This window comes from Pseudomonas sp. MS646 (assembly GCF_036693845.1).
In the GTDB taxonomy this organism is placed as follows: Bacteria; Pseudomonadota; Gammaproteobacteria; order Pseudomonadales; family Pseudomonadaceae; genus Aquipseudomonas; species Aquipseudomonas chlororaphis_E.
In genome coordinates this window covers 3,031,225-3,046,972 of sequence record NZ_CP144763.1, presented here as the reverse complement: position 1 = coordinate 3,046,972, position 15,748 = coordinate 3,031,225, and the positions used below count along the sequence as shown (strand labels likewise).

The following is a 15,748-nucleotide window of genomic DNA, read 5'->3' as shown; positions in this document are numbered from 1 at the left end:
CAGCTTAAGTGTTCGGACGCTGAACGTCACCACGCTAGGACAGTCAGGTCTTGAAACGCAGCACCAGATTGTTCAGGTTCACAGCGAGGTGCGACAGCTCGTTGCTGGCGATGAGCGTTTGACGGGTGCCCTCGCTGCTTTGCGCTGCCAGATCGCGAATGCTCACCAGGCTTCGATCCACATCCCGTGCCACATGCGCCTGTTGCTCGGACGCCGTGGCGATTTGCAGGTTGCGTTCATTGATTTCCAGTACCGCATGGGTGATCTGTTGCAAGGATTGCCCGGCGTCTTCCGCCGTTTTCCGGGTGCTGTGCACCTCCTGCGTGCTCTTTTGCATCGACTCCACGGTGGCAGAAGAGCCGGCCTGTATCGCCGAGATCATCTGTTCGATTTCCTGGGTGGAGGTTTGCGTACGGTGTGCCAAGGCCCGCACTTCGTCGGCCACCACTGCGAAGCCTCGACCTTGTTCGCCGGCTCGCGCCGCTTCGATGGCGGCGTTGAGGGCCAGAAGATTGGTCTGCTCGGCGATGCCCCTGATCACGCTCAGCACTTTGCTGATGTCCTGGGCCTGGCCGGCCAGGGCCAGCACCTGCGCGGATGAACCTTCCACCAGGCTCGTCAGGCTGCGCATGGCCGCCAGGGTTTCAGTGACACGTTCGTTGCCCAGGTCTGCCGACAGACTCGATTGTTGCGCGGCCTGGGAGGTGGACGTCGCGTTGCGGGCCACTTCTTCAACCGCCGCGCTCATCTCGTTGACGGCCGTGGCGGCTTGTTCGATTTCGCTGTTCTGTTGTTGCAAGGTTCGGTCAGCGTCTTCAGTGATGGACGTCATTTCGACGGCAGCGGTGCTCAGTTGCGTAGACGCACCGGCGATTTCCAGTACCGTTCGCCGCAGCCTCTGCGACATGACGTTCAGCGCCTGCATCAAGCGGGACGCTTCATCCTTCCCGGTGACTTCAAGCTGCCGGGTCAGGTCGCCTTCGGCAATGTCTTCAGCCAGTTTCAGCGATGTGTTGATCGGCTCGACAATGCTGCGGGTCAAGGCGATAGCGAGGATTACCGTCAGTACCAGCGCTACGACCACGACGATCAGCAGGACGTTGACGCTATGGTTGTACACGGCCGTTGCCACGGCGCCCGATTGCTCCGCCGCTTTGGTATTGAGCTCACGCATCAGCGTCAGCTTTTCCTGATAAGCGCTGGCGCGATTGGCCTGCTCCGAGTTGGCGAAAGCAACCGCTTTGTCATGGTCAGCGGTGTCCATTTCAATGACTTGCTTCAACCCCTCGATGTAGGTGTTCATCGCGCTGTGAGCGTCATCGAACTTGGCGCGGTCCTTTTCGTCGGAGATCAGGTTCTGCCGATAGAACTCACTGCGCGACTGCAACGTATCCATGGCTTGTCGCACTTTGGCTTGCGACGCGCTTTTGACTGAGGGATCTGTGCTGGCGAGCATCCGGATGCTTTCGAGGCGTGCGTGTAGAAGCGCTATTTGGATGTCATCGACCACTTGAACGCTGGGCAGCGAATTCTCTTCTATGTTTTGTTCCGCAGCACGCAAGTGGTCGATTTGAACGTAGGAGAATCCTCCCAGCCCGATCAGCAGCAACGTGATTGCACCGAAGCAGAATGCAGCTCTGCGCGCGATATTGAGGGATCTCAGATTCATGTTTGGCTCCAGTGGCGCGTTACGTAACGCCTTGCGGAGCTGGCCCTTTGCCAGCCATTACAGAGTTGGCCAAAGCGGATGAAAATTCTGTGAGCTGTATGTGGTTTTTTTGAGAACGATGGGACAACTGGAGAGAGGGGGGCATTCAGATGAGCCTCGACTCTCTCACTCGCACCATCATTTGACCTTTACGACGACCTTGCCCCTCGCGTGCCCTTGAGCCAGGTACTCAAGGCCCTGCTGGGCTTGTTCGAAAGGGAAGACCTTGTCAATGACGGGCTGGACGCGCCGATTTTTGATCAGGTTGCCAATCTCATCGAGTTGAGCCCCATCCGGTCGGACGAACAGGAACGAATAGTTCACATTGTGTTTTCTCGCCAACTGCATGATCTTGCGACTCATCAAGCTGAACACAATGGTGAAGAAGACATTCATGCAACGCGCTTTTGCGAAGGCTTTGTCCAGTGGACCGATGAGGGAAATGATCTGGCCGCCTGGCTTGAGTATACCCACCGACTTTTCAACGGCATCGCCTCTGATGGTGCCTAGGACCAGGTCATATGAACTCAACACCTGTTCAAATGCCTGTTTTTTATAATCGATCACTTCATCTGCACCCAAACGGCGAACCATCTGGACATTTCCAGTGCTGGTAGACGTACCTACCTCGGCCCCGAAATGTTTGGCCAGCTGAATCGCGAAGGTACCGATTCCTCCTGAGCCGGCGGGTATGAACACTTTCTGCCCGGTTTTAAGGTTGGCGCGCTCTTTCAGGGCCTGCCAGGCGGTCAGGCCGACCATGGGGAGGGCGGCTGCCTGGACAAAATCCAAATTGTCGGGTTTTGCCGCTGCAGCACTTTCCGGCACGGCTGCAAACTCGGCAATCGAACCTCTTCCGAGGTCAAATAGGCTGGCAAAGATGGCATCACCCACCTTGAAGCGAGTCACCGCGCTGCCGACCTCTATCACGATGCCGGCAAGGTCACTGCCCAAAGTGGCGGGCAAGTCGAATTTCAGGACGGGCTTGAATGTTCCTGTGGGGATCATGTTGTCAATCGGGTTCAAACCTGCCGCGTGAACTTCAACCAATAATTCATCGGGTTTGATTGTGGGGCGAGTGACCTGCGTGAACCCGACATCAGGCGACTTGCCATAACGTTTGAAGGTCAGCGCTTTCATATTGATCTGGTTCCGAGATATTTGAGGAATGTCAGGGGTTGGTACGTGTTTGCTCAATGCTCCCTACGGCAACAGCCGTTGGGAGCATTTGCTCAAAGAGAACGCCACTAAGACACCGGTCAGGCCTTGGTTTGATAGCGCTCGGCGGCGTTAGCTTGACGAATATCGGATATCAACCCTAGCCGGGCCTGGTCCAGAATCTCCCATCGGGCTTCTGCATGCAGCGGCGGGATAGTGACCAGTTCCCGACGATCAAAGCCCAACAAGGCAGCATCGACCAACTCCTCGACATCCATCATTTCCGGGATTGCATTGAGATCGATCCCGGCACGCTCCCAGATTTCTGTACGAGTGGCAGCCGGTAATACGGCCTGGACGTATACGCCCTTAGGCGACAACTCCAGATTCAGGCCCTGGGAGAGAAACAGCACAAACGCTTTAGTCGCCCCGTATACCGTCATGCCGAACTCGGGCGCCAAACCTACCACCGAGCCGAGGTTGACGATCGCCCCTTCACCTGACTGCGCGAAACGGGGGGCCGCCGCCGCGGCCAGGCGGGTAAGGGCGACAATATTGAGTGAGATAAGCTTTTCGATACTTTCGGCGCTCTGCTGAACGAACCCACCGGATTGGGCCACGCCCGCATTGTTGATCAACACGCCAATACGTTCGTCCTCGCGCAGACGAGCTTCAATCGCCGCCAGGTCTGCCGTGTCGGTCAGGTCGGCTTGATGCACCTCGACAGCAACGCCGTACTCTCCACGCAACTGAGCGGCCAAGGCATCGAGGCGGACTTTGTCGCGGGCCACCAGTACGAGGTCATGCCCGCGACGAGCAAAACGTTTGGCATAAGTGGCGCCGATGCCTGTTGAAGCGCCGGTAATAAGGACAGTCGCAAGTGTGTTCATTTGCATTTCCTGATTAAAAGATTCTGGCAAGAGAGAGAAAGGACGAAGCTTCAACCGGCGAATGTCGGGTAGTCGGTGTAGCCTTGTGCACCGCCGCCGTAGAGTGTTGCCGGGTTTAACGGTGCCAGAGGCGCGCCGGTTTTCAACCGCTCAACCAGATCCGGGTTACTGATAAAGGGCCGGCCGAAGGCAAAGAGGTCCGCTTTGGCCTCGTTGAGGGTGGCGCTGGCGAACTCCAGGTCGTAACCGTTATTGGCCAGGTAGGTTTGCTTGAACCTGCGGCGCAATGAGGCGTAGTCGAAGGGGGCAATATCACGCGGCCCACCCGTCGCACCTTCGACCACGTGCAGATAGGCAATACCCAGGGCACTGAGCTGGTCAGCGATGTAATCGTATTGCGCTTGGGGATCGCTGCTGGCGACGTCGTTGGCTGGCGATACCGGTGAAACTCTCACCCCAGTGCGACCTGCACCGATCTCATCGGCTACCGCGGTAACGACTTCGATTAAAAGGCGCGCACGGTTTTCGACTGTTCCACCGTACGCATCGGTGCGTTGGTTGGCGCTGTCTTTGATGAACTGATCAAGCAGGTAGCCGTTGGCTCCGTGAATCTCTACACCATCGAAACCTGCGAGCACCGCATTCGCCGCGGCCTGACGGAAGTCATTCACGATGCCGGGTAGCTCACTCAAATCAAGAGCGCGAGGCTCTGAAACGTCGACGAAGCCATTGTTGACAAAGGTTTTGGTCTGAGCGCGCACCGCAGAAGGGGCGACGGGTGCTGCGCCGCCCGGTTGCAGGTCAACGTGGGAGACACGCCCCACATGCCAAAGTTGAACGAAGATGCGACCACCTTGTGCATGCACGGCCTCCGTGACCTTGCGCCATCCCTCGATTTGTTCAGCCGTGTAGAGCCCAGGGGTGTCCTGGTAGCCCTGGGCCTGCGCGGAAATCTGCGTGGCCTCGGTAATGATCAGGCCTGCGGCGGCGCGTTGCGCGTAATAGGTCGCTGTCAGCTCGTTGGGAACCAGACCGGCACCGGCACGGTTGCGAGTCAGCGGCGCCATCACTATGCGGTTAGCCAGCGTCAGATCGCCCAGGGCATAGGGCTCGAAAAGCGTTTTTGAGGTCATTTCTTTCTGCTTCTGGTGGGGAGGTGCTTCCAATGATTATGGTCGAACTCTAAAATGTCAACACTTTGATGTCGGTCGACATCAATGTATATTGCAGCCATGTGTAAGCCATGTTGGATGAACGATGAAAGTCACTAAGCAGCAGGCGCAGGCGAATCGGGCGCACATCGTCGAGACCGCCTCCGCGCTTTTTCGAGAACGCGGCTACGACGGCATCGGTATTGCCGAACTGATGGCTGCCGCCGGGTTTACCCAAGGCGGGTTCTACAAACACTTCAAATCCAAGGCCGATTTGATGGCGGAGTCGTCGTCTTCCGGTATAGCGCAATCCGCGGCGCTGACGGCCGGGGCGTCGGTACCCGAATTTGTGAACGCGTACTTGTCTCGCGAGCACCGTGATGACCGGGCGACCGGATGCACCTTGGCTGCCCTGTGCGCTGATGCCGCTCGAAAAGAGGATGAAGTCAAGGCCGCCTTTGCCGCAGGCATCGAGACCCAGTTGGCGGTGTTGCTCAACGGAGCAGGGGAACTGGACGAGCCCGGCTTAGCCGATGCCCGTGCAAAGTACCTTGCCATCATGGCTCACTCGTTGGGCGCAATTATCCTGTCGCGTGCCTGTCCCGACGATTCGCCGCTGGCCGATGAAATCCTCGCGGCTTGTCGCGATGAAATCCTCAGGGCCGCAGGAGAGGTTGAGCCAGAGGGGGGCCGTCTGGACCTGGCCGGCGCATAGAAGTGATCGGCTTGCCGCAACGGCAAGCCGGGCCGGCATAACTGTGGGCCTTCCTTGTTTGTATGGTTACAAAAGGTTTTGTTTTGTCGGGTGATTCGCCTGTTTCTTCAAATAGTCGATCTGCTGGATAAGTCTGGTGATCGCTGCATCCTTTCAAACGCCCCTTAGCACGTTTGTGCTATAGCCTCGTTCCAGATAGGCATTCTAGACTTCGAGAACGGCGAACGTCGCGAACTCGCTGCCAGGAATATAGCGTTCATTACCTGCAAATACTGACCACACCTGTATTCGAGAGCAGCAAATTGTCGTTCTTGTAACATTTGGACTGATCTGATTTTTCCAGGGAGCTATTGAATGTCTTTACAAAAAAACAATTACTCACAGCAATTGATTACTACGAAGTAAAAGGCAATTGCGGGCTGTGGGGGTCAGGATTAGGAAACACTGGGGCCCTTCATTACTTGGGCATTAACTGAACAACACCCACTGACTCAAGCTGAGCGCTTAGGCAAACAGTCAATGGGCTATATCGATCACCCAACATTTCAAGCCCCCACAAGTCGCCGCCCTTGACGACTCATCCCCGGCGGCTGCCCGGTGATGCGCTTGAACGCGCGACTGAACGCCGCCTGCGACGTGTACCCCAGCCGCTGGGCTACTTCTTCTATCGGGAGCCGCTCAAGCGTCAGCCACTGGCTTGCCAGCCTCATCCGCAATTCTGTGGCATATCGCAAGGGCGCAATGCCAAGCGTGGCGTGGAAGCGCTCGGCGAATGCCGAGCGCGAGGTGTTGCATTGCTGCGCCAGTTGCGCGACGGTCCAATCGCGCCCCGGGTCCTGGTGCAAGGCCAGCAGTGCCCGGGCCAGGCGCGGATCGCGCAGGGCCGCGACCAATCCCGAGGCGTTGCCACAGGCGCACTCCACCCATCCGCGAACGATCATGGCGGTCACCACATCGGCCAGCCGCGCGAGGATGCCGGCAAAACCGATGCGGGCGGCGCTGACCTCGCGCTCCATGGTTGCCAGGATCGGCATCAGCCCCGGATAACGCTGGCCCCCGGCGTCGATCACCATCAAGCCCGGCATCAGTTTGCCAAGACCGTGAATGCTGCCCAGCTCGAACGCCATGCAGCTGTTGAAAATGATCGTGGGAGAGGCGGTGTCGGACTCGCCGCCGACATCCACCGCGCAGACGGTGTCCCCAAGCGACGCGGCGTCCAGGCTGTCGATGTCCTGGACGGGCACGTCAACGTCGGAGAGCAACTGATGGGCGGCGCCATGGGAGATGAACACGGCGTTCCCTGCAGACAACGCGAAGCAGGTTCCATCCTCCATCCGAAGCACGGCGTTGCCGACTGCAACGAAATGGAACCAGGCATGGCCAGGTTGGGCCGCGAAACCCAGGCCGAAATCAGGTCCGGTCTGGATGCGGCGGTACTGGACGCCGCGCAGACGCATGCCACGCAGCAACTCGTCAATGAGATCGGAAGAAAGGGGAACGGGATCGGACATGGGCATTCCGGAGTTTCGGTCAAAAGATAGAGACGCTGCATCATAGATCATCCATTTTCACGCGCCTAGACTGCGGGTCGCGATGAAATGTGGAGATCTGCAATGACTAAATGTGTATGTGACGCCGTGTTCGACAGCCGTCACGCGGTGGTAGACGAGGCGCCGACGTCACCGGCGTGGATGGCCGTGTTTTCGCTGGCCATGGGGGTATTCGGATTGCTGACCGCCGAATACCTACCGGCCAGCCTGCTGACGCCGATGGCGACTCAGTTGGGGGTTTCAGAAGCCCTCGCCGGGCAGGCGGTGACCGTGACGGCGGTGGTGGCGTTGTTCGCCGGCTTGCTGGTGCCGGGCCTGACCCGCGCCATCGACCGGCGCTGGGTTTTGCTGGGGTTTTCCATGTTGATGATCGCGTCCAACCTGTTGGTCGCTTTTTCCTCGAGCCTGGCCGTCCTGCTGGTGATGCGGGTCTTGCTGGGTATCGCCTTGGGTGGTTTCTGGAGCATGGCGGCGGCCGTGGCGATGCGCTTGGTGCCGGCGGCGCTGTTGCCTCGTGCACTGTCCATCATCTTCAGTGGCATCGCGGTAGGAACAGTGGTCGCGGTTCCCCTGGGTAGCTACCTGGGCGAGCTATACGGCTGGCGCAGCGCATTCATCGCGGCAGCGGCGGTGGGCACGGTGACGCTGGTCTTCCAATCACTCACCTTGCCGCCTCTGGCACCGCGACGGCCCGCACGTCTGCGCACCGTACTCGAGGTCTTGCTGCGCCCGGGCATTGCCTTGGGCATGCTGGGTTGCATATTGGTGCACAGCGGCCACTTTGCCCTGTTCACCTATATCCGGCCGTTCCTGGAAAGCACCACGGGAGTAGGGCCGCTGGGCTTGTCCCTGATGCTGCTCGGTTTCGGTGTGGCGAACTTCATCGGCACCTTGCTGGCCGGTTGGCTGCTTGAGCGCAATCCACGTGGCGTTTTGGTCCTGATGCCGATGCTGGTAGGGCTCGCGGCCCTGGCCCTGGTCATCTTGCCAGCGTCTGTGCCAGGGCAGGCGGTGTTGTTGGCTGTCTGGGGCATGGCCTTCGGCGGTGTGCCGGTCGCGTGGTCGAACTGGGTTGCCCGCGCGGTGCCGGACCAGGCGGAAAGTGCCGGCGGGATGGTCGTCGCTTCGGTGCAGTCCGCCATCGCCGCTGGCGCTGCCGGAGGTGGTGTGATGTTCAGTTTCAGCGGCATCGACGGTGTGTTCATCGCGGCCGCGGTGCTGATGTTTCTGGCGGCGCTGCTGATCGCCCTGCGTGTGCGCGTGGAGGCACCCGCGCCAGGTGCCGCGGCTGGGGCTGCTTTACACCTCTGAGCCAGCCCCTTCGGGGCATCCCCCCGTCTCCCTTGCTGAACCCATGATCTGGAGAAGTGACATGAATAATTCGACGTCCCATCAAGGACGCCTCGCTTCGTTGCGCGCGGCCGGTATAGGCAATGCACTCGAGTGGTTCGACTGGACGTTGTACGCGACGTTCTCGGTCTACCTGTCGCGCAATCTGTTCGACCAGACGGATCCGCGCTCGGCGATGCTCGCGACCCTTGCCGTGTTTGCGGTCGGCTTCGTCGCCCGGCCTATCGGCGGACTGCTGTTCGGTCGTCTGAGCGACCGCCTCGGACGCCGGACCATCATGGTGATCACGATGTTGCTCCTGGCGGTCAGCAGCCTGGGTATCGCGATCATCCCGGCTTACTCAAACGTCGGCTTGTACGCCTCCGCAGGCTTGCTGTTTTTTCGGTTGATGCAAGGCCTCGCCCATGGCGGCGAAACGGGTGTGTCGTATACGTACGTCGCCGAGATCGCGCCCAGCCAGCACCGCGGATTATGGTCCAGTTCGGTGTATGTCGGGGTGACGTTGGGGGTCATGGCAGCAACCGCAGTGGCGGCGGCACTGACCTGGCTGCTGGGGCCCGAAGCCATGAATGACTATGGCTGGCGCATCGGATTCGCCATCGGTGGGGTGCTCGGCATCTACGCATTGTTCCTGCGCCGCAGTGCGCAGGAATCCCATGTGTTCGAGCAACAGCAAGGGCAGACTCATGCGTCGCGAACGCTGTCCAGGGGCGAGGTGCTACGCATTGCTCGTAACATCGTGATGCTCGCGGCGGCCGCGAATGTCACCTATTACGCCTGGGTCACCTTCGGTGCCGCGTCGGCCATTGCCCGAGGCATGGATGCGACGGGCGCATACGTAGCGAGCCTGCTCGCGCAGATCATTTGCGTGTGCTGGTTGCCGGTATGCGGAAGATTGTCTGACCGGGTAGGGCGCAAACCCATGGTCATTGCCTGGGGCATTTGCGTGATGCTGCTGACCTACCCACTGTCGATCATGGTCACCACCGAGCCCTATACGCTGTTCCTGGCCCAACTGCTGGGGCTGAGCGCCTGGGCCCTGATTGCGGCGATCTTTCCGGCGGTTTTGTCGGAGCAGGTGCCGACCCAGGCGCGTGCCCAGGGTGTCGGCTTCGTCTCGTCCGTCTCGGTGGCCGTTTTTGGCGGCACTGCCCCTTATCTGCACAGCTATCTCAACGGCGCCGACCTTGGCTACCTGTACATCGGTTACGTGATGGGGCTGGGCCTGCTCACGGTGGTGGCCGGTTACTTCATCGAGGAAACGGTGGGTATCGATCTCGCCGATATCCAGGCGCCGGGTGCCCGGATGACCACGAGCACGGGAAGGTCGGTCGCGTCCCAGCCATGAATGCCACGCGTGTCGATCCGCAAAGACCATTGAATACAGGCGATAACCCCATGAATCCACCCGAATCGAAGCACACGGCCGCCCGCGGCGAACGGCCCGGCGCCGGCGTAACCCCCCTCCAGACTTCCGGCCCACGCCAGGGCGCCAGGGAGATCTGGGTCGAAGTCCCTGCCGAGGCGGGACCGCTGGCTGCCTGGTGCTACTCCGACCGACGCTCCTACAGCCCGGGTGAAACGGTGCATCTGCACTTGTCTTCAAACAGCCCTCAAGTAGCGCTGAGGATCTATCGGGACGGGCCGCTTGCCCACACCGTGCACAACACCAGCGCTCTCGCTGCCGGTTTCCATCCGCTGCCCGAACGTGTCTACGAGCAGGGGTGTCAATGGCCGGTGTTTGCGCACTGGGCAATCCCAGCGGACGCCGAGCCCGGTGGCTACGTGGTGGAGGTGCACGATGGCGCCGGTCACGTGCTTGGGCATCACTTGTTCATCGTCAAGGCGGCGCACAAACGCGCTGACGCGCTGGTGCTGGTGGCGGCGACCTCTACTTGGGCCGCCTACAACGACTGGGGAGGCGCCAACCATTACTTCGGTATCCACCCCGACACACCGCGCGGGCGCTCACCGCTGTTGTCGGCACAACGACCCTGGGCGCGTGGGCAGGTCTGGCTGCCAGAGGACGCGCCGCGTTCGATCAATGCCTCTCGCCCTCGCAAGCCAGGCCCTGCGCGTTATGAGTTCATCGAGTGGGCCGCCTTGAATGGCTTCAGCAAGTATTACGCGTTGGCGGGCTGGGCCTCTTACGAGCGGCTTTTCATGGTGTGGGCCGAGCAACAGGGCTATACGGTGGACATCCTGACCCAGGATGACTTGCATCACGACCCGCACGCGCTGGAAGGCTACGGCTGCGCTGTCTTCGTGGGGCACGATGAATATTGGACGCAAGAGATGCGCGACCACGTCGACGCCTTTGTCGAGGGTGGCGGCAACGTGGCCCGCTTTGCAGGCAATTTCATGTGGCAGATTCGCCTGGAGAACGGAGGGCTGCGTCAAGTGGCCTACAAGTATGACGCCGCCGAACTCGACCCTTTGGCGGCCATCGATCCCGGCAGGCTAACCGGTGCCTGGGAAGATCCGCGGGTGGGTCGTCCCGGTGCCAAGACGTTCGGCGTGAACGCGTTGCGAGGGATATACGGCGCATTTGGCGGCATGGCCCGGCGCAGCCCGCGCGGTTTCACAGTGTTCAGGCCGCAGCACTGGGCGTTCGCCGGCACGGGGCTGGGTTACGCGGACATGTTCGGTGATGAGGCCAACCTCTTTGGCTACGAAGTGGACGGGCTTGAGTACACCTTCGTCAAAGGCCTGCCGGAACCCCTTGGCACCGACGGTGCTCCGCCAGGGTTGCAGATCCTCGCCATGGGCTGGGCCAGCGTCGCCGAGCAGGGCCGCCCCCAGGATGCGTATTCGTTCATGCTGGGGGATGGCGACGCTCGGTTTCGTGCTGCGTTGCTGGCGCCCGACCTCAGCGATGCTAGCGTCGGCGAGCATAGCCGCGGGACTGGCATGGTGGTGTATTTTCAAAAAGGCAAAGGTGAAGTTTTCACCGCCGCGACGTGCGAATGGGTGCAGGGGCTAGTGCTGGGTGATGTCTATACCGTCATGATCACCCGGAACGTGCTGAGTCGGTTTTTGCTGGGGAGAACGTGTGCTGGATAGCTGTTCAAAGGGGAGGGGCAGGGGAGGAGGGGGAACCCACGATTATTGTTCAGGCGGCAGTCAAAAGTTTCTGTAGTTGGGCGTACTCCCAGGTGCTCAAGAGTTCTACGGGGTCGGTGCCGAATTGCTGGTGAGCGTCGAAGACGTACGCCCGACCGTCCGGGCTGTAACAGCTGTCGCAATAGTCAAGCGCCCCGCAATCGTTGTAGAACCTGATGACCCATCCATCTGCTTCAACGGTCATTGGACCGCTGTGAATGTCCATCCAGGATTGTTCATCCAAGCGGCGCAGGGTGCGAACGCCCAAAGCGATGTCGCGCAGCACTTGGTACGCCTCACGGGCGGTTAGAGGTTGGGTTGCCAAACGAGACGCACCTTAGTAGAGGTTGGACTGAGCCAATCATAGGGTAAATGAGGCTTTGCGTATCATCTCTGCTATCGCAGTGCATCCGTCCTACCCCACTGTGCTCGCCAGATTCAGGCCATGCGCCGCAGCGCTATCGCCATGCCGATACCGAGCACGGCCATTCCCACCAGCAACGCGGGGAAGGACAGCCACCAGGGCGTACCGGCGGTCATCATGCTGAACTCGGACATGCCTCCAATGCTGGCGATCAGATTCAGCGGCAGAAACACCACATTGATCAAGGTCAGGTTGCGCAAGGCGAGGTTCATGCCGTTGTTGGCCAGGTTACCGCGCGCTTCAATCAGGTTGGCGAACACCTGGGCGTGGATTCTGGCCTGCTGGTAACTTTGCTCGTTCTCGATGATCAGGTCATTCAGCGACCCCAACTGGTCGGGGCCAAAGCCATGCTTCTGGCCATGGCTGCGTAGCAGGCCGAGCACGGCGCCGTTGCTGTGGATGGCGTTGACGTAATAGACCAGACTCTCGCTCAGGCTGTACATCTGCATCAGATGCTCGTTGTCCAGGGGCCGTGTGAACCGTTGCTGCAGCTCCCGGGCGACCTGCTTGACCACACGCAAATGGCCGAGGTAGTGGTGCACGCTTTCGGCCAGCAAGGCCATGAGTACGTCCAGCGGGCTGCTCATTTCAGTGACCTGGTCGAGGCCACTGAGCAGCGAGTTGCTGGCGCAGATCACCGCCAGCCGCTGCTCGCTGAGCACCACGCCGAACGACGACACGTTGAACACCCGACCATCGAAGCTTTCAGGGCGCTTCCAGATGAGAAACAGGTGGTCGGGCTTGATTTCGATACGCGCCACTTCGTCGGGGTCGAGCGACGATTCCAGCGTCTGGGCACTGATGCCCAGGCGTTGCTGGAGGAACGCGCGTTCACCGTCGTCCGGGGCGATGCTGAGCCACACCGTCCCACGATCGACAGAGGCCTGGCACAAGGTGCCTTGTTCGATGCGGTAGCCTTCGATCATCGTTCAGTTCGCCTGGCCGCGATACTTGAGCTCAAGGCGCTGGACGAAAGCCAGCAGCACCCGCCGGTACAACTCATCGCCCAGCACCGCGTCCTCGGTGCCGGCATCCAGGTTGGGGTTATCATTGACTTCAATGACCATCACCCGCTCGCCGACCTGCTTGAGGTCGACACCGTAGAGCCCGTTGCCGATCAGTCGGGCGGTGTCCACCGCAAGCTTCACCACGGCTTCGGGCACTTGCTGTACAGGCACCGCGCGGCACTTGCCGTTGATTTCGCCGGCGTCGGCCTTGTGGTTGTAGATTTGCCAGTGCCCTTTGGACATGAAGTATTGGCAGGCGTACAACGCCTCACCGTTGAGTACGCCGATACGCCAGTCGTATTCGGTGTAGCAGTACTCCTGAGCGAGCAGCAGGACGGAATGCTCGAACAGCTCCTGGGCCGCAGCGGTTAGGGCCTTGGCATCGGCCACCTTGATCACGCCCCGTGAAAAGCAGCCGTCAGGAATTTTCAGAACCAGCGGAAAACCCAGCCGCAGCCCAACCTGATCGAGCTCTTGAGGGCGATCCTTGTAGAGGATTTCCGTGGCCGGCATGCCCAGCTTGCGGCGCTTGAGCAGGTCGGCCAGGTAGACCTTGTTGGTGCAGCGCAAGATGGACGAAGGATCATCAATGACCACGAGGCCTTCGCCTTCTGCTTTTTTGGCGAAACGGTACGTATGGTCATCCACGCGAGTAGTCTCTCGGATGAACAACGCGTCGAATTCGGCAAGGCGGGCATAGTCCTTCTTTTCGATGAGTTCCACATCGATCCCCAGCGCTTTACCGTTTTCGACGAAACGACTCAATGCTTCGGCATTGGAGGGCGGCAGCGTTTCAGCGGGATCGTGGAGGATCGCCAGGTCAAAGCGTGCCACGCGCTTGGAATCTGGCTGACGCCAGGTGCGGCGATTGAATGCATCCAGGGCGTCGGCGAACACATGTTGCTGCTCGTCACGCAGTTTATGCAGCGCGCCAGCCCTTATCCCGGCGATCTGCCAAGTCTCGGCCCGGCGAAACTCGACCAGCAGAACAGGGCAGGGGAAGGCCTCGAAAAGCTGCCGTCCCAGGGTTTGCAAGGGCTCGATGGGCGTTTTGCCGAAGTAAAGATTCAGCGTGAAGGCTTCGGTGCTGCCATACGGATGGTTAGCCAAGGCCCGTTCAAGGGGGCGCTCCAGGTCGTCCAGCCCAACGCCGTAAAGTGCCTTGCGCGACAGCTCGCTGATCGTGCGTACCGACGGTATGACCTTGTGCCCGCGGGCCTCGGCCAGCAGCGAGCAGTAATAACCTTGGCCCAGGTATTTATAGCTGCGACACAGATTGATCACCTGGGTGCGGCCAGCGACCTCATCGGTGCGCTCCAGGTAGTCCTGGGCCAGCATCAGGCTCTCGCTGGGCAGGTAGCTGGCCCAGTCTTCCTTGCGCTCGACCACGATCAGCAGTCGGCTGCCGCCACGCTGCTTGCCGGGAGGTTGATCGTCGAGGGTGATTGTGCAACGTTCGGATTTGGCCAATACTTCGGCCCTGTTGGCTTGCACCGCTGACATGAGTAATTGATCCCTGTTGAAGAATACGCCGCTTCAATAAATCACGGGTTTTTCGCCCTGTCCCGGTTCGTTACTCAAACATTACGGTGTTGCCATGCCTTTTGATTTTCGCTTTGCATCGATGCCCGATATCGATGCGCTGGCCGCTCTGGAGCAGCAGTGCTTCGCGCTCGATCGCCTGAGCCCGCGCAATTTTCATTGGATGATCAATCGGGCCAACGCCAGCCTGATCCTGGCCGAGCAGGGAGGGCAGTTGGCCGGTTATGCGCTGCTGTTATTTCATCGCGGCACATCGCTCGGGCGTCTTTACTCCATCGCGGTCAGCCCTGCATGGCGGGGCCATGGGCTGGGGCAACAATTGCTGGAGCAGGCCCAGGCCGGCGCACTGGCGCGCAATTGCGCCTGGCTGCGCCTGGAAGTACGCCCTGATAATCCGGCCGCCATCCGCTTGTATGAGGCCAACGGTTACCGGCGCTTCGCGCTGGTCGAGGACTACTACGAGGATCACGCCCAGGCACTGCGCTATGAAAAGCGCATCCTGCGCGACGCGCCACCGCCCGCACGACGGGTCCCGTATTACCCGCAAACCACAGAGTTCACCTGCGGCGCCGCCTGCCTGTTGATGGCCATGGCGGCATTGGACAACCAACGTGCACTTGAGCGCAAAGAAGAGATTCAACTCTGGCGCGAAGCAACCACCATCTTCATGACCGCCGGCCACGGTGGCTGCAGCCCTCAAGGCTTGGCGCTCGCGGCTTGGCGACGTGGCTTTGCCGTTCGCTTGGTCCTGAGCCAGTCAGGCTCGCTGTTTCTGGACGGCGTGCGCAGTGCAGAAAAGAAAGCTGTGATGCAGTTGGTAGAAGAGGGCTTCGCCGAAGCATTGGCCGACACGGGCGTGGAGCAAATCACCGCGGCCAGCCTGGACGTGCGTGCAGCCTTGCTGGCGGGCTACAAGCCGTTGGTGCTCATCAGTAGCTATCGATTCACCCGCCTGAAGGCTCCTCACTGGATCGTGATCACCGGCTGCGACGATGACTTCGTCTATCTGCACGACCCTGATGTCGACCACAGCCGCCAACGCGGCAGCCTGGACTGCCAGCACATGCCGGTGAGCCACACCGAGTTCCAGCGCATGAGCGCCTTTGGCCGCCAACGTGTACGTGCCGCGGTGTTGTTGCGAACGCGATGAG

Annotated in this window: 13 protein-coding genes; 5 read left to right on the top strand and 8 right to left on the bottom strand. The window is 60.2% G+C overall.

Annotated elements, in window-relative coordinates; all coding sequences use genetic code 11:
- Positions 1-43: 43 nt before the first annotated feature.
- From V3H56_RS13440 to V3H56_RS13425, 4 genes are all read right to left on the bottom strand, one after another.
- Positions 44-1,669, bottom strand: coding sequence for a methyl-accepting chemotaxis protein (locus tag V3H56_RS13440; protein ID WP_042729683.1), 1,626 nt, complete (start codon positions 1,667-1,669; stop codon positions 44-46).
- Between the two features lie 177 nt (positions 1,670-1,846).
- The gene (locus tag V3H56_RS13435; protein WP_047738539.1) at positions 1,847-2,848 is read right to left on the bottom strand and encodes an NADP-dependent oxidoreductase; all 1,002 of its coding nucleotides are present in this window, start codon (positions 2,846-2,848) and stop codon (positions 1,847-1,849) included.
- Between the two features lie 119 nt (positions 2,849-2,967).
- Positions 2,968-3,756: an SDR family oxidoreductase gene (locus V3H56_RS13430; protein ID WP_042729681.1), complete on the bottom strand. Its 789-nt coding sequence runs from the start codon at positions 3,754-3,756 to the stop codon at positions 2,968-2,970.
- Between the two features lie 50 nt (positions 3,757-3,806).
- Positions 3,807-4,889 carry an alkene reductase gene (locus tag V3H56_RS13425; protein ID WP_047738537.1) on the bottom strand — a complete coding sequence of 361 codons (1,083 nt, stop codon included), beginning with the start codon at positions 4,887-4,889 and terminating at the stop codon, positions 3,807-3,809.
- 124 nt (positions 4,890-5,013) lie between these two features.
- On the opposite strand from V3H56_RS13425, the gene V3H56_RS13420 reads away from it, so the two are divergent.
- Positions 5,014-5,622 carry a TetR family transcriptional regulator gene (locus tag V3H56_RS13420; protein ID WP_042729679.1) on the top strand — a complete coding sequence of 203 codons (609 nt, stop codon included), beginning with the start codon at positions 5,014-5,016 and terminating at the stop codon, positions 5,620-5,622.
- Between the two features lie 545 nt (positions 5,623-6,167).
- On the opposite strand, the gene V3H56_RS13415 is transcribed toward V3H56_RS13420, so the two are convergent.
- A complete protein-coding gene (locus V3H56_RS13415; RefSeq protein WP_338474750.1) occupies positions 6,168-7,139 on the bottom strand; it encodes an AraC family transcriptional regulator in 972 nt (323 codons plus the stop codon).
- A gap of 96 nt (positions 7,140-7,235) precedes the next feature.
- Here V3H56_RS13415 and V3H56_RS13410 point away from each other — a divergent pair, with 96 nt between their 5' ends.
- From V3H56_RS13410 to V3H56_RS13400, 3 genes are all read left to right on the top strand, one after another.
- The gene (locus V3H56_RS13410; protein ID WP_047738533.1) at positions 7,236-8,483 is read left to right on the top strand and encodes an MFS transporter; all 1,248 of its coding nucleotides are present in this window, start codon (positions 7,236-7,238) and stop codon (positions 8,481-8,483) included.
- A gap of 61 nt (positions 8,484-8,544) precedes the next feature.
- Positions 8,545-9,870, top strand: coding sequence for an MFS transporter (locus tag V3H56_RS13405; protein ID WP_042729676.1), 1,326 nt, complete (start codon positions 8,545-8,547; stop codon positions 9,868-9,870).
- 50 nt (positions 9,871-9,920) lie between these two features.
- Positions 9,921-11,585, top strand: coding sequence for a N,N-dimethylformamidase beta subunit family domain-containing protein (locus V3H56_RS13400; RefSeq protein ID WP_042729675.1), 1,665 nt, complete (start codon positions 9,921-9,923; stop codon positions 11,583-11,585).
- Between the two features lie 49 nt (positions 11,586-11,634).
- Here the strand turns inward: V3H56_RS13400 and V3H56_RS13395 are convergent, their stop codons facing one another.
- From V3H56_RS13395 to V3H56_RS13385, 3 genes are all read right to left on the bottom strand, one after another.
- Positions 11,635-11,949: a hypothetical protein gene (locus tag V3H56_RS13395; RefSeq protein ID WP_338474749.1), complete on the bottom strand. Its 315-nt coding sequence runs from the start codon at positions 11,947-11,949 to the stop codon at positions 11,635-11,637.
- Between the two features lie 113 nt (positions 11,950-12,062).
- A complete protein-coding gene (locus V3H56_RS13390; RefSeq protein WP_123579026.1) occupies positions 12,063-12,974 on the bottom strand; it encodes a magnesium transporter CorA family protein in 912 nt (303 codons plus the stop codon).
- A gap of 3 nt (positions 12,975-12,977) precedes the next feature.
- Positions 12,978-14,558 carry a RimK family protein gene (locus V3H56_RS13385; protein WP_042729672.1) on the bottom strand — a complete coding sequence of 527 codons (1,581 nt, stop codon included), beginning with the start codon at positions 14,556-14,558 and terminating at the stop codon, positions 12,978-12,980.
- Between the two features lie 94 nt (positions 14,559-14,652).
- On the opposite strand from V3H56_RS13385, the gene V3H56_RS13380 reads away from it, so the two are divergent.
- Positions 14,653-15,747, top strand: coding sequence for a GNAT family N-acetyltransferase/peptidase C39 family protein (locus V3H56_RS13380; protein ID WP_212803799.1), 1,095 nt, complete (start codon positions 14,653-14,655; stop codon positions 15,745-15,747).
- Position 15,748 lies beyond the last annotated feature (1 nt).